Genomic DNA, 12,235 nt, shown 5'->3' with positions numbered 1-12,235 from the left:
GGCTCCGCCGGTGCGGAGCCATTCTTCGTTTAAGTCCTAGGCCTGCTGCGCCTGGACCCGCTCAATGTCCGGTTCAAGGTAGATGACCCGCGCAATCGGAACAGCGGCCCGGATCCGCTGCTCGGCGTCGTCGATGCCCTTGGCGATCTCCTGGCCAGTCTCGGAGGCACCCATGGAAATCTTGGCGGCCACCAGCAACTCCTCCGGTCCCAGGTGCATGGTCTTAAGGTGGATGATGTGGGTTCCGCCCGCCTCCAGGGCTTCGGTGATCCGCTGCACGTCCTCCTTGGTTGCAGACTCGCCCAGAAGAAGAGACTTGGTCTCCATGGCCAGCACGATGGCGATGGCTACCAGCAGCAAACCAATCATGGCCGTGCCGAAGGCGTCCCAGATACCGTCACCGGTAACCAGGGTCATGCTCACGCCAAAGAGGGCGAACACCAAGCCGAGCAGGGCGCCGAAGTCCTCCAGGAGGATCACAGGCAATTCAGGCTGTTTGGCGTTTCGGACGAACTTTACCCAGGTCTGCTTGCCGCGGATGTGGTTCGACTCGATGATGGCGGTCCGGAAGGAGAACCCCTCGGCGATGATGGCACCTACGAGGACGGCCAGCGGAACCCACCAGAAGTCGCCTTCGATGCCGTGCGGGTGCTGGAACTTCTCAAAGGCCTCGTAGAGGGCAAACAGGCCACCGACACTGAAGAGAACGATCGAGACGATGAAGGCGTAGATGTACCGCTCACGTCCGTAGCCGAACGGGTGTTCCGGGCTCGCAGCACGTTTGGCACGCTTGCCGCCCACCAGGAGCAGGAGCTGGTTGCCGGAGTCGGCAACGGAGTGTATTGCCTCCGCGAGCATTGACGATGACGCCGTCAGGAAGAACGCAATGAACTTCAATACAGCGATAGTCAGATTGGCGGCGAGAGCCGCCACGATCGCTTTGGTACCGCCACCTGCAGCCACGAAAGCTTCACCTCTTCGGGTTCGGGAAATGGTTGGAAAGGGTCAAGAAGAATCGTCATTGCCTGCCCCTGCAAGCATTACCGTACCCGGCGACGGGCTAATTATGCATTCCCCACCCTGACGCCCTGCTGGGAGCGTGCGCTGGCGTAAAGGCAGACGGTGGCCGCCGTACCAAGATTGAGGCTCTCCGCGGCCCCATAGACGGGCACAGCGACGCGATGATCGGCAAGGGCCAGTTCCGCGTCGGACAAGCCCTGGGCTTCGTTCCCGAATAACCAGGCCGTCGGCCCCTCAAGGGCGTACTCGGACGCCACTGTATCGTTACCGAGCCTCCGCGCCGCGTTTTCGTCCTGGAGTTTATCCAGATTGACCGTCCCATAGCCGTCTGCGGCCAGGACACCGATGCCCAACTCGCGGCACCGTGCAACCAGCTCCTCAACCTCCACCCCCAGGACCACGGGCAGATGGAACAAGGAACCTGCGGTTGAACGGACTGCTTTGGGATTGTAGATGTCCACGCTGGATTCGGTCAGGACCACGGCGTCCGCGCCGGCAGCATCAGCGGCACGCAGGACCGTGCCGGCATTTCCGGGGTCACGTACCTGGCACATCACGGCAATGAGGCGGGGACCGGCGTCGAGAACTGACTCCAGGCTGACGTCGAGAAAACTGCAGACGGCCACAATCCCCTGCGGGTTGACGGTGTCCGCCATCGCTGCCAGGACTTCATCACTGGCGAGCCGGAGCTGGGTGCCCTGTGCGAGGTCGGCAAGTTCGGGAAGCCGCTCCAGGCACGCTTCACTGGCGAAAACTTCATGCACGACGGCGGCGCCACCTGCCGCTGTCCGGTCACGGTGCAGGCTTAGCGCCTCCCGTACGGCCTGCGGCCCCTCAGCCAGGAAGCGCCCGCGCTTTAAACGCGCCGGGCGCCCGGCAAGCTTGGCGACATCCCTCACCCGATCAGCTCGGGGGTTGGTCATCGAAAAGTCTTGCGGGCGCCCGGTTTCGTTCATATAAGAACTTTAGTGGCTGTTGCGACTAGTTCTTGATCTGCTGGCGGGCTTCGCCGCCGGCCGGCTCAAAGCCAGCAGCCTTTGCAGCCTCAACCGTGGAGAACCAGTATTCGGCAGCAGTGGTGTTGTACCAGGTGGAACCCGGCACGTGGTACTTCTTGGACTCGGCGTTGCCCTTGATGGCGTAGCCTTCCGGAGCTTCGTCGCCATCAGCAGCAACTGCGCCGTCGATGGCCGGCTTCTCGGAGACAACAGCCTTGACAGCCGTAGCCGTAGCGGCAGCCGGAGCAACCTTTGCAGCCTTGGGGGCAGCTTCAGCCTTTGCAGCCGGAGCAGACGTGTCAGCCGGCAGGGCAGCCTTGGCAACGTTCACCAGTGCAGCGAAAGCGTTGGCGTCGGAAACGGCCAGGTCGGCCAGCATGCGGCGGTCAACCTCAACCTCAGCGGCCTTCAGGCCCTGGATCAGACGGGTGTAGGTGAGGCCGTTGGCGCGGGATGCAGCGTTGATGCGCTGGATCCAGAGGCGACGGAAGTCACCCTTCTTCTTGCGGCGGTCACCGTAGCTGTACACAAACGAGTGCAGCAGCTGCTCTTTTGCCTTACGGTACAAGCGCGAACGCTGACCGCGGTAACCCTTGGCGCGTTCGAGGACAACCCGGCGCTTCTTGTGGGCGTTTACCGCCCGCTTCACACGTGCCACGTGCGTACTCCTTCAGAAATCTTTATCCCAAGCTGCTACTGCCGGAAATCCGGCGGGCCTGAGAAGGCTTTTGGTGTAGTCGGTTCCTGCCGGTTGGCGGGACCCAGAGAACTTGGAACTTAGACGCCGAGCATCTTCTTGATGACCTTGGCATCGCCCTTGAAGACGATCTTGTCGCCGGCAAGGCGACGGGTCAACGTGGAGGACTTGTGCTCCAGGTAGTGGCGGCGGTTGGCCTGCTGACGCTTCAGCTTGCCGGTACCGGTCAGCTTGAAGCGCTTCTTAGCACCGCTGTGGGTCTTCATCTTCGGCATGGGAACCGATCTCCTTACGTATCCACGGACGAGTCCGCGATTCTTTCGCGCAGCCGGCCTACAGGGGGCCAGCGTGCTGGTTGCTTGCCGATGGAGGACAGGCCTCCGCGGCGTTGAACTAGTTGGTCTTGCGTGCAGCAGGCTTCGGCGTGGCCTTGGGGGCCGCGGGCCGAGCTGCCGGCTTGGGAGCTGCCGGCTTGGCGACAGGCTTCGGAGCCGCAGGAACTGCCGGCTTCGGAGCTGCTGCGGGTACAGCCGGCTTCGGAGCTGCCGGAGCAGGTGCCGATTCCGTCTTGGCCGGTGCGGCCTTGGCTGCCGGAGCCTTTTCGGCCACAGCTTCCTTGGCTGCCGGCGCGGGAGCTTCCTGGGCTACAGGAGCTTCCTCAACAACGGGAGCTTCTTCAACAACCGCGGGCTCGCTGGCTGCCGGGGCTTCTTCAGCTGCGGGAGCCTCGACCTCGGGAGCTTCAACAGTTTCCTGCGTGGGCTCTGCTTCGCTTACCTGAAAGCCCTCGGGAAGAAGGTCAGCCAGGCTCTGCGTGAGCGGCGCCTGCTCCCCCGTGGTGTCCACACGGCCTGCAGCCTTGGCCTCGTTCTGGGCCTTGGCTTCTGCACGCTGCGAAGCACGGCGGGCTTCAGCCTTGGCTTCTGCCTTGTTCTTCAGCGGTCCGATCACCATGACCATGTTGCGGCCATCGATGCGCGGGCTGGACTCAATGATGCCAACCTCAGCAACATCTTCTGCGAAGCGCTGCAGCAGGCGGATGCCCATTTCGGGACGCTGCTGCTCACGGCCACGGAACTGGATCATGGCCTTGACCTTGTCGCCAGCGCCGAGGAAGCGAAGTGCGTGTCCGCGCTTGGTCTCGTAGTCGTGCTTGTCGATCTTGAGTCGGAAGCGGATTTCCTTCAGAACCGTGTTGGTCTGGTTCTTGCGCGCTTCACGTGCCTTGACGGCGGCCTCGTACTTGTACTTGCCGAAGTCCATCAGCTTGCAAACAGGGGGCTTGGCCTGCGGCGCAACTTCAACGAGATCGAGATCGGATTCGGCAGCAAGACGCAGGGCGTCCTCAATGCGGACAATTCCTACCTGTTCGCCGGCAGGGCCGACCAACCGCACCTCGGGGACGCGGATACGCTCATTGATTCTTGGCTCGCTAATGTTAAAGCTCCTGTGGTTGTGGTGATGTCACCGGCAAATAGAGAAGGCCCCCAATTGCTGGCGCAATCGAAGGCCTCGAAGATCGGGGGCACTCCCCTAAGGGAAGTACGCACTTCAGGGTTCACACCCTCAAAGTGTCCGACCAGGTACCCGGCAACCTCTTGTCCTTTTACGGAATCCTGTCCCCTGGGGGAAACGGCTGACGCGGGTGGGAGAGAACTCCGCTTGCTAACTGAAAGACAATTCTACAGAAACAACCCGCCAAGCGCACATTGCGGGCGGCGGGATCGTTTGACTGCAAATAACGACTTCCAGTCGGTCTGTGACAAGCTTACCAGTATGAGCACTGAAGACAGCAATTCCCGCAACTCCTTTGGCGGAGACGCCGCCCCGGCCGCTGACGCCGGCGTCTCCCAGCAGATCCGCGACATCGCGGAAGTACCTGCCGTGGAGGTCATCACCACCGGCGCCGTCCACCTGATGAGTGCGGCGGCCGTAAAAGTCGGCCTGGCCGACGACCCCAACGCCGAGGACCTCAAGGACCTGGATGAGGCCCGCAAGCTGATCACGGCCCTCGCCGGACTGGTATCGGCCGCCGCCCCGGAAATCGGCTCCCAGCACGCAGGACCTTTGCGCGACGGCCTTCGCTCGCTGCAACTGGCCTTCCGCGAGGCTTCACTTATCCCCGACGCCCCTGGCAAGGGCCCGGGTGAGAAGTTCACCGGACCAGTGAACTAGCCCCAACAGCCTCAAGAACCGACGACGGCGACCCCACCACATCCGGTGGGGTCGCCGTCGTCGTTTGAAATCTTTACACGCGGGCGGATCTCCGACGCATCGACATCAGGGCCAGGCCGGCAAGGCACAGGACGACTCCCGCAGCACCGATGGCCGCGAAACCGGCCGACGGGCCGACGTTATCGATGAAGATGCCTGCCAGCGGCGCGCCGAGGGCAACACCGGCAGTGAGCGCAGAACCGTACCAGCCCATGGCCTCGCCACGGCGTTCCTCATCCACGAGGTCGGCCACCTTCTCCGACGATGCCGACAACACAGGAGCGCAGAGCAGTCCCGGAAGAATCGACAGGAAGGCGAGGGTCCACGTGTCGTGGGCGAAACCCATCGGAATGGTCAACGCGGCCATGCCCAGCAGCAAAAGCATCGGCGAAATCTGCCGCTTCATGGAACCGTAGATGAGCCCGCCAATAACGGACGCTGCGCACCAGAAGAAGAACACGATGCCGATCTGGTTCTGGTGGCCACCCCTTTCGAGCAGGCCCACGATGCTCACATCTGAACCGCTAAGGACCATGCCCGATCCGGCCGCCACCGCAAAGAGCGCTGCAACCGAAACGGTAAACCAGCTGAAGTTCCGCGCCACCTTGCTGCGGATCGCCGCCGTACGGGACGTGGCGGGCGCCATCTCCGAGGCAGCCTCCTGGACGTGGGCCGGGGCGGACGCCACCATGGCAGCCTCGGCGGCTGCCAGGTCTGCTGCAGCCCGGTCGGCGGACTCTTTCGGCGTACAGGCGACATCGCTGCGTGTTGGCGGGTTGAACCACATGAGGAAAAGCCCCGCGACCGAAACCGAGATCCCCACCGCGGTCAGGCCCACCGCCGAGAATCCGGCAGTGGCCACGACGGCGCCGACAGCCGGGCCGATCATGAAGACCAGTTCCGTCGCGATGGAATCGAGGGCGAAGGCCGAACGGCGCTGCTCACCGTCCACCATGACACCCAACGACTGTCGGACCACGCTGAAGATGGGCAGCGTGAAGAGGCCACCAACAAAAACCAAGGGCAGCAGCCACTCATAGGACACGTGCGGAACGATCGTCCAGATGACCGTTTCGGAAACAACGGAAGGGATCAAAGCCCGCCGCAGGCCCACGGTATCCACTCGACGGCCACGCCATGGAGCGCCAACGGCAATGCCGATCGTCATGACAGCGGCAGCAGCACCCGCCGCGGCATATCCCTGCCCCAGAGTCAGGACAATATGCAACGTCAGGAGCACGCCGGCCGCCGAATGCGGGATACGGGCAATCATGCCCACCACCAACAGACGCCGGACAGGACGGATGGACAGCATCTCTTTGTAGAGAGCGAAATTCACTGGCAAATCCTCTTGTTCCCCCGGGGCAGCCCGGAGGGACCGGTACTGCCGTTAGTGCCGCCCAGGCTCCTGTGCTGCACGCTGCAATTTCACTTCAATGGAGTCAACACTTTCGGCAAAGGTTTCCATCCGCGCCCACGCTTCATGCAGGCCACCAACAAGCGCCTGGACATCCGCGGCACCGAGTCCGTCCTCGAGGTAGAGCACCACCTGGAGTTCCGGGCCAGGACCTCCGCCGGCAACCGTGCTGCCATCCGCCGTCAGCGTGGACACACCGCCGCCGGGCCGTGTTTCAAGTCGGCGCACGGCCGGAAATTCCAGGGCCGCTGAAGCGAGAGCAGACTCCAGTTGATCATCAAGGTATGACGGCGTCCAGTCCCGCTGCTGGGCCAAAGCCCACATAGCCGGCCGCCGCACAACGAACGTGTACTGGGAACCGGGGTCCAGCACCAACAGTTGGGCATCTTCCGAAACTGCGGACAGGGCCGCCCGCGCGGCATAGACAGCCACCGGACGGGCTTCAGAATGCCACGCCTCCAAAGCCGCCGCGGACGTGAAGACGGGCATCGCCGTGCGGCCATCGGGGGCCTTGAGTGTGATCAACGCCATATCGGCCTGCTTGTCCGCATGCAGGCCGTCGACGCCGTCGGCTTCTTCAGCGAGTTGCGCGACAACCGGAACGAAAACCCTCGCGGTGGCAAGAGCTTCCACCACGCCGGCCTCAGTCCCGGTGCCAGCGATGAGTGCAGCGATGGCCGCGGTGTAGCCGGGATCAGCCGTACCGTCGTCGTCCTCGAAGTTGTGGATCTTGGCGTCGTCCCCGCTGAGGCTCCGACCTGCCCAAGGGCGTCCCGCCGAATCAGTTGCTCCCCCGGCACCCTTCAAAGCAGCGGCGATGTGTCCTGGGAGCTGACGCCCTCCGTGGCCTTGTTCTTCGTGCTGGTGTCCAGCCTCGTGCGGCATCAGCGTCGACCGGCGACGTCCAGGGCCTCAGGCAACGTAAAGGCACCGGCATACAGGGCTTTGCCCACGATTGCCCCTTCGACGCCCAACGGCACGAGTTCGCGCAGGACGCGGAGATCTTCGAGGCTTGAGATGCCGCCCGAGGCCACCACGGGCTTGCCCGTCTTCTCAACCATCTGGCGCAGCAACTCCACATTGGGACCCTGCAGCGTTCCGTCCTTGGTGACATCCGTGACCACGTAACGGGCGCACCCGGCGTCCTCGAGGCGTGCAAGTACCTCCCAAAGGTCGCCGCCTTCCTTGGTCCAGCCACGACCAGCCAGGGTGGTGCCCCGGACATCAAGTCCGACGGCGATTTGGTCGCCGAAGCGCTCAATGGCCCGGCGGGTCCAGTCCGGGTTCTCCAGCGCGGCGGTGCCAAGGTTTACCCGTGCCACGCCCAGTTCCAGCGCCCGCTCCAACGACTCGTCGTCCCGCAGGCCGCCGGACAACTCCACTTTGACGTTGAGCTGCGAGACGACCTCACTGATGAGCGCGGCGTTGTTCCCCCGGCCGAAGGCCGCGTCCAGGTCCACCATGTGCACCCACTCGGCACCTGCGTCCTGCCAGTTCAAGGCAGCTTCGAGCGGCGTTCCATAGCTGGTTTCCGAACCCGCTTCACCCTGCAGGAGGCGAACCGCCTGGCCATCGACAATATCGACGGCGGGAAGGAGTTCCAGAACGGACTGGGTGGAGGTGGTCATGAGTGTCCTTGAAATCGTGGGGGCGCGGATTAGTTACCGGGCAGCGTCAGGAGGTATGCGGCCAGCAGGGACATCCCTGCCAGCACGTAGAAAGAAACTGAAACCCAAGTGGGCTTCTTTTGCTGATGGAAGGAAATTCCGCCTCCCACCAGCACGCCGGCGAGGCCCATGAGGACAACCGACCACATCTAGGCGGCACCGCTTTCAGGGGTTTCCGCTGTTGACGCAGGCTTGCGCAGGCCGTCCACCCAGTTGCGGAGGAGCCGGGCTCCGGCATCACCGGACTTTTCGGGGTGGAATTGGGTAGCGCAGAGGGGCCCGTTCTCAACGGCGGCGATGAAGCGCGCGCCGTGCTCAGACCACGTCACCATGGGAGGCGCCATGCGAGGCTGGACGACGTCAAAGTTCCATTCCTGGACGCCGTAGGAGTGCACGAAGTAGAAGCGCTCCTGCTCGACTCCGGCGAAGAGCTTGGAGCCCTCCGGGACGTCCACGGTGTTCCACCCCATGTGCGGCACAACGGCTGCGGGGAGCAACTCCACCTTGCCGGGCCATTCGGCCATGCCTTCGGACTCCGTACCGTGTTCGACACCTGCCTCGAAGAGGACCTGCAGTCCAACGCAGATAGCGAGCACGGGCCGGCCACCGGCCACCCGGCGGCCGATCATGCGGATGGCGTCGACGGCCTTAAGTTCCTTCATGACAGTCTCGTAAGCACCGACGCCGGGAACGACCAGGCCGTCGGCGTTGAGAACATCCTCGGGCTTGGCGCTCAACAACACGTGGGCACCGGCACGTTCCAGTGCGCGGACCGCCGAACGGACGTTGCCCGAGCCGTAGTCCAGCACCGTCACGGTGGGCTTACCTTCAGGTGAGGACGGCTTGATGGCGGCCACGGTATCGGTAACCGCGCCGTCCTTGAGGACCTGGCTGCTCATAGCGCTCCCTTCGTTGAGGGGATTCCCTCGACCCTCGGGTCTGATTCAACTGCAGCGCGAAGTGCCCGTGCGAACGCCTTGAACTGGGCTTCCACGATGTGGTGCGGGTCTCGCCCCGCGAGCACCCGCATATGCAGGCAGATACCCGCGTGCAGGGTAATGGCTTCAAAAACGTGACGGGTCAGCGAGCCCGTGAAGTGTCCGCCAATGAGGTGGTATTCCTGGCCCGCAGGCTCACCGCCATGCACCAGGTAGGGGCGTCCCGAAACATCAACCACCGCGTGGGCGAGGGCTTCGTCCAACGGAACGGTTGCCTCACCGAAGCGACGGATCCCGGCCTTGTTTCCCAGCGCAGTCCGCAGGACCTCGCCGAAGGTAATGGCTACGTCCTCCACGGTGTGGTGGGCGTCGATGTGGGTATCGCCCGTGGCCTTGACAGTCATATCAATCAGGGAGTGCTTGCACAGCGCCGTCAACATGTGGTCATAGAAGGGAACCGAGGTGCTGATGTCCGAGACACCGGAGCCGTCCAGGTTGATCTCCACCAGGACGGAGGATTCGCTGGTGGTGCGCTCCATGCGCGCGGTGCGGGCAGCGGACGGCGTGGCGCCGGTTTCGCTCATTGGGACGTCCTTCTACACGGAAGTTGGATGGGGTCTATTGACAAGTTTAGGCGGGCCGTGATGCTTGGCTGTCCAAAAGGCCTTCCAAGGCGACAAGGAAGGCCGTGGTTTCCGGCTCAGTCCCGGCAGTCACCCGCAAGTGGCCCGGAATTCCTACGTCACGGATCAGCACTCCGGCATCGAGCAAGCCCTGCCAAATGGTCTGCGGATCCTCCAGCCCGCCAAAAAAGACGTAATTGGAGTCCGATGCAGCAGGCTTGAGGCCCATCCGCAGCAACTCGGTGACGATGCGGTCGCGTTGCACTTTGATGTCCTCAACATCGGCCATCAGCGCTTCCCTGTGGCTCAGCGCCGCGAGTGCGGTTGCCTGCGTAATGGCCGAGAGGTGGTACGGAAGCCGGACCAGCCTGATCGCATCCGTAACCTCCGGCGCAGCGGCCATGTAACCCAGGCGCGCGCCGGCCAAGGCAAAGGCTTTGCTCATGGTCCGCGAGACGATCAGCCGTTCCCTGCCGGGCAGCAAGGTCAGCGCGCTGGGCGTGTTGTCGTGGGCAAACTCGTGGTACGCCTCGTCGACGATCACGATCGCCCGGCTCGCTTCCCCGGCTTCATAGACAGCCTCGACAACATCCAGCCCGAGCCCTGTCCCGGTGGGGTTGTTCGGTGAGCACAGGAAAACAATGTTGGCCCCGGTCTCCCGAACCTGGGCGGCAGCCGACTGGGCATCCAATCCGTAGTCGTCAGCCCGGACTCCCCGGACATATTCCGTGTCCGTGCCGCTGGCGAGCAGCGGGTACATGGAATACGTGGGAGGAAAACCCAACGCCTTGCGACCAGGCCCACCAAATGCCTGGAGTATCTGCTGGAGGACTTCGTTCGATCCATTGGCAGCCCAGATGTTGTCACGGGAGAGACCGTGACCCAAGTACTCGGCCAGGGATTCGCGAAGCTCGGTGAACTCGCGGTCGGGATAGCGGTTCAGACCGGTGGCAGCAGCGGCGACGGCCTTCGTAATGGCGGCCTGCACATCCGCCGGGACCCCATGGGTGTTCTCGTTGACGTTCAGCAAAATGGGGACATCAAGCTGCGGTGCGCCGTAGGGGCTCAGTCCACGCAGGTTGGTCCGGAGGGGAAGTCGGTCAAGTCGCTCAAGCTGCTCACTCACCCAGTCAGTTTAAGGGGCCGCTGCGACTGCCAACTAACTGTGACGCCGGGCCACCCCTGTTTCGCGCAGGGTCCGACACTTAGTTGGCGGGTACGAAGAGCTGCTGACCGGGCTGGATGCGGCCGCCACGAAGGTCATTGAGCTGGATGATTTCCGAGATGACATCGCGGGGGTCCCGCTCAGGGGCTGCCGCTCCTGCAATACCCCACAGGGACTGGCCGGGCTGGACAGTGACTGTAACGGCGACTGGGGGTCGAAGCTGTGACTGCGAGTCGGAGGCCTTTGCGGGCGCGGTGATGAAACCGGCAAGGCTCAGCAGCGCAGCCACCAGCAACATGGCGGGGATGCCGAAGAACACAATCCGCCCCCGCCGGGTCAGGCGCAGGCGAGCGGGAGCCTGGGTGGTGCGGAAATCAGCGAACGTAGTGATTGCGGACATGAGCTGAGCCCTTCTGAGCTATTGCCAATGTGCCGGATGCCCGGCGCCTGGCTGCCAATTCTTGGTGTTCTCCTGTGCCGGCCCTTGGATGTTCGAACACTTTCTTCGAACATCGGGACTCAGCATCAGGTTTATAGAACACATATTCGAACCTTGCTATGACATTTTTAGCACTTATCAACGAACGGTGTCGAGACTCGCTAGAACAAATGTTTGATAAACGCCTGTGGCTGCCCTACGTTTGAGTGAAGAAACAGCACTGTTTCAGTGGAACAGGAGGGTCTGACATTTTGCGGGCCCCACTTCCCCGGACGCACTCCGGGGACGGAATGGAAAGGCATTGGCGAACATGGCAGCGAAAGCCACGGGCGGCGCGGTACCCCTGCGGAGCCAACAGCCTCAAAAGAGCCCCAAGAGCCTGACCGTCCGTCAGAAGAAGATCCTGGAAACCATCCAGAGGTCCGTGAATGACAACGGATACCCGCCCAGCATGCGTGAGATCGGCGACACCGTCGGCCTTGCCAGCCTCTCGAGCGTCACCCACCAGTTGTCCCAATTGGAAAAGCTCGGGTACCTCCGCCGCGATCCGAAGCGGCCCCGGGCCATGGAAGTCCTGATGCCCTTGACCCTGGACGGCGGTCCTATCCCCGGCGTCGAAGCACCCACGGCGCTTCGCAGCACGGGCGGACTCGCTGTGACGGAACTGGCCAGCGCCAGCGATACAGCGATGGTTCCGCTGGTGGGCCGCATCGCCGCCGGTGGTCCCATCCTGGCCGACCAGACCGTGGAGGACGTTCTCCCCCTCCCGCGGCAACTCGTGGGGCATGGCGAACTGTTCATGCTCAAGGTCGCCGGAGATTCCATGATTGACGCGGCCATCTGCGACGGAGACTGGGTAGTGGTGCGCCGCCAGAACGACGCCATCAACGGAGACATCGTTGCCGCCCTCCTGGACGACGAAGCAACCGTGAAAACCTTCCGGCAGCGCGACGGACATACGTGGCTGCTCCCCCAGAACACCCAGTACGAGCCCATCCTTGGCGACCAGGCCACCATCATGGGCAAAGTCGTCTCGGTACTGCGCTCCCTCTAGCCC

General features: G+C 63.2%; 15 protein-coding genes. 2 read left to right on the top strand and 13 right to left on the bottom strand.

What is annotated here, in order from left to right:
• Window positions 1-36 precede the first annotated feature (36 nt).
• The 5 genes from ABHM97_RS18040 to infC form a co-directional block, all read right to left on the bottom strand.
• Window positions 37-963 (bottom strand): cation diffusion facilitator family transporter, encoded by a 927-nt coding sequence (locus tag ABHM97_RS18040; RefSeq protein WP_235521851.1) that lies wholly within the window; start codon window positions 961-963, stop codon window positions 37-39.
• Between the two features lie 101 nt (window positions 964-1,064).
• Window positions 1,065-1,976 carry a TrmH family RNA methyltransferase gene (locus ABHM97_RS18035; RefSeq protein WP_349471728.1) on the bottom strand — a complete coding sequence of 304 codons (912 nt, stop codon included), beginning with the start codon at window positions 1,974-1,976 and terminating at the stop codon, window positions 1,065-1,067.
• Window positions 1,977-2,001: 25 nt separating this feature from the next.
• Window positions 2,002-2,676 carry a 50S ribosomal protein L20, sunset domain variant gene (gene rplT / locus ABHM97_RS18030; RefSeq protein ID WP_349471727.1) on the bottom strand — a complete coding sequence of 225 codons (675 nt, stop codon included), beginning with the start codon at window positions 2,674-2,676 and terminating at the stop codon, window positions 2,002-2,004.
• 119 nt (window positions 2,677-2,795) lie between these two features.
• Complete coding sequence (gene rpmI, locus ABHM97_RS18025) at window positions 2,796-2,990, bottom strand: 50S ribosomal protein L35 (RefSeq protein ID WP_059387794.1); 195 nt, start codon at window positions 2,988-2,990, stop codon at window positions 2,796-2,798.
• A gap of 118 nt (window positions 2,991-3,108) precedes the next feature.
• The gene (gene infC / locus ABHM97_RS18020) at window positions 3,109-4,110 is read right to left on the bottom strand and encodes a translation initiation factor IF-3 (protein WP_502921309.1); all 1,002 of its coding nucleotides are present in this window, start codon (window positions 4,108-4,110) and stop codon (window positions 3,109-3,111) included.
• 381 nt (window positions 4,111-4,491) lie between these two features.
• On the opposite strand from infC, the gene ABHM97_RS18015 reads away from it, so the two are divergent.
• Window positions 4,492-4,890 (top strand): DUF1844 domain-containing protein, encoded by a 399-nt coding sequence (locus ABHM97_RS18015; protein ID WP_235521848.1) that lies wholly within the window; start codon window positions 4,492-4,494, stop codon window positions 4,888-4,890.
• Between the two features lie 73 nt (window positions 4,891-4,963).
• Here the strand turns inward: ABHM97_RS18015 and ABHM97_RS18010 are convergent, their stop codons facing one another.
• The 8 genes from ABHM97_RS18010 to ABHM97_RS17975 all read right to left on the bottom strand — a co-directional run bounded on the left by ABHM97_RS18010 (window position 4,964) and on the right by ABHM97_RS17975 (window position 11,139).
• Complete coding sequence (locus ABHM97_RS18010) at window positions 4,964-6,268, bottom strand: MFS transporter (RefSeq protein WP_235521847.1); 1,305 nt, start codon at window positions 6,266-6,268, stop codon at window positions 4,964-4,966.
• Between the two features lie 51 nt (window positions 6,269-6,319).
• Window positions 6,320-7,231 carry an SseB family protein gene (locus ABHM97_RS18005; RefSeq protein WP_349471726.1) on the bottom strand — a complete coding sequence of 304 codons (912 nt, stop codon included), beginning with the start codon at window positions 7,229-7,231 and terminating at the stop codon, window positions 6,320-6,322.
• Window positions 7,231-7,974, bottom strand: coding sequence for a bifunctional 1-(5-phosphoribosyl)-5-((5-phosphoribosylamino)methylideneamino)imidazole-4-carboxamide isomerase/phosphoribosylanthranilate isomerase PriA (gene priA / locus ABHM97_RS18000; protein ID WP_235521845.1), 744 nt, complete (start codon window positions 7,972-7,974; stop codon window positions 7,231-7,233). Before priA ends, ABHM97_RS18005 begins: the two co-directional genes overlap by 1 nt.
• Before the next feature lie 29 nt (window positions 7,975-8,003).
• Window positions 8,004-8,162: a CG2302 family histidine operon protein gene (locus ABHM97_RS17995; RefSeq protein WP_235521844.1), complete on the bottom strand. Its 159-nt coding sequence runs from the start codon at window positions 8,160-8,162 to the stop codon at window positions 8,004-8,006.
• Entirely contained in the window at window positions 8,163-8,912 is a 750-nt protein-coding gene (gene hisH / locus ABHM97_RS17990) for an imidazole glycerol phosphate synthase subunit HisH (RefSeq protein WP_235521843.1), read from the bottom strand.
• Entirely contained in the window at window positions 8,909-9,535 is a 627-nt protein-coding gene (gene hisB / locus ABHM97_RS17985; protein WP_235521842.1) for an imidazoleglycerol-phosphate dehydratase HisB, read from the bottom strand. Before hisB ends, hisH begins: the two co-directional genes overlap by 4 nt.
• Before the next feature lie 46 nt (window positions 9,536-9,581).
• Complete coding sequence (locus ABHM97_RS17980; RefSeq protein ID WP_235521841.1) at window positions 9,582-10,700, bottom strand: histidinol-phosphate transaminase; 1,119 nt, start codon at window positions 10,698-10,700, stop codon at window positions 9,582-9,584.
• A gap of 79 nt (window positions 10,701-10,779) precedes the next feature.
• Entirely contained in the window at window positions 10,780-11,139 is a 360-nt protein-coding gene (locus ABHM97_RS17975; RefSeq protein WP_284987795.1) for a LysM peptidoglycan-binding domain-containing protein, read from the bottom strand.
• Between the two features lie 349 nt (window positions 11,140-11,488).
• Between ABHM97_RS17975 and lexA the strand changes: the two genes are divergently transcribed.
• Entirely contained in the window at window positions 11,489-12,232 is a 744-nt protein-coding gene (gene lexA / locus ABHM97_RS17970) for a transcriptional repressor LexA (RefSeq protein ID WP_257371102.1), read from the top strand.
• Window positions 12,233-12,235 lie beyond the last annotated feature (3 nt).

The organism is Paenarthrobacter sp. CAP02 (assembly GCF_040137855.1).
In the GTDB taxonomy this organism is placed as follows: domain Bacteria; phylum Actinomycetota; class Actinomycetes; order Actinomycetales; family Micrococcaceae; genus Arthrobacter.
This window is presented reverse-complemented; position numbering and strand designations above follow the sequence as displayed.

What these genes read in the sequence shown, in the direction of transcription:
- ABHM97_RS18035 (WP_349471728.1), bottom strand. Translation starts at nt 1,976, where the DNA reads ATGAACGAAACCGGGCGCCCGCAAGACTTTTCGATGACCAACCCCCGA.
- rpmI (WP_059387794.1), bottom strand. Translation starts at nt 2,990, where the DNA reads ATGCCGAAGATGAAGACCCACAGCGGTGCTAAGAAGCGCTTCAAGCTG.
- ABHM97_RS18015 (WP_235521848.1), top strand. Translation starts at nt 4,492, where the DNA reads ATGAGCACTGAAGACAGCAATTCCCGCAACTCCTTTGGCGGAGACGCC.
- ABHM97_RS18005 (WP_349471726.1), bottom strand. Translation starts at nt 7,231, where the DNA reads ATGCCGCACGAGGCTGGACACCAGCACGAAGAACAAGGCCACGGAGGG.
- priA (WP_235521845.1), bottom strand. Translation starts at nt 7,974, where the DNA reads ATGACCACCTCCACCCAGTCCGTTCTGGAACTCCTTCCCGCCGTCGAT.
- ABHM97_RS17995 (WP_235521844.1), bottom strand. Translation starts at nt 8,162, where the DNA reads ATGTGGTCGGTTGTCCTCATGGGCCTCGCCGGCGTGCTGGTGGGAGGC.
- hisH (WP_235521843.1), bottom strand. Translation starts at nt 8,912, where the DNA reads ATGAGCAGCCAGGTCCTCAAGGACGGCGCGGTTACCGATACCGTGGCC.
- hisB (WP_235521842.1), bottom strand. Translation starts at nt 9,535, where the DNA reads ATGAGCGAAACCGGCGCCACGCCGTCCGCTGCCCGCACCGCGCGCATG.
- ABHM97_RS17975 (WP_284987795.1), bottom strand. Translation starts at nt 11,139, where the DNA reads ATGTCCGCAATCACTACGTTCGCTGATTTCCGCACCACCCAGGCTCCC.
- lexA (WP_257371102.1), top strand. Translation starts at nt 11,489, where the DNA reads ATGGCAGCGAAAGCCACGGGCGGCGCGGTACCCCTGCGGAGCCAACAG.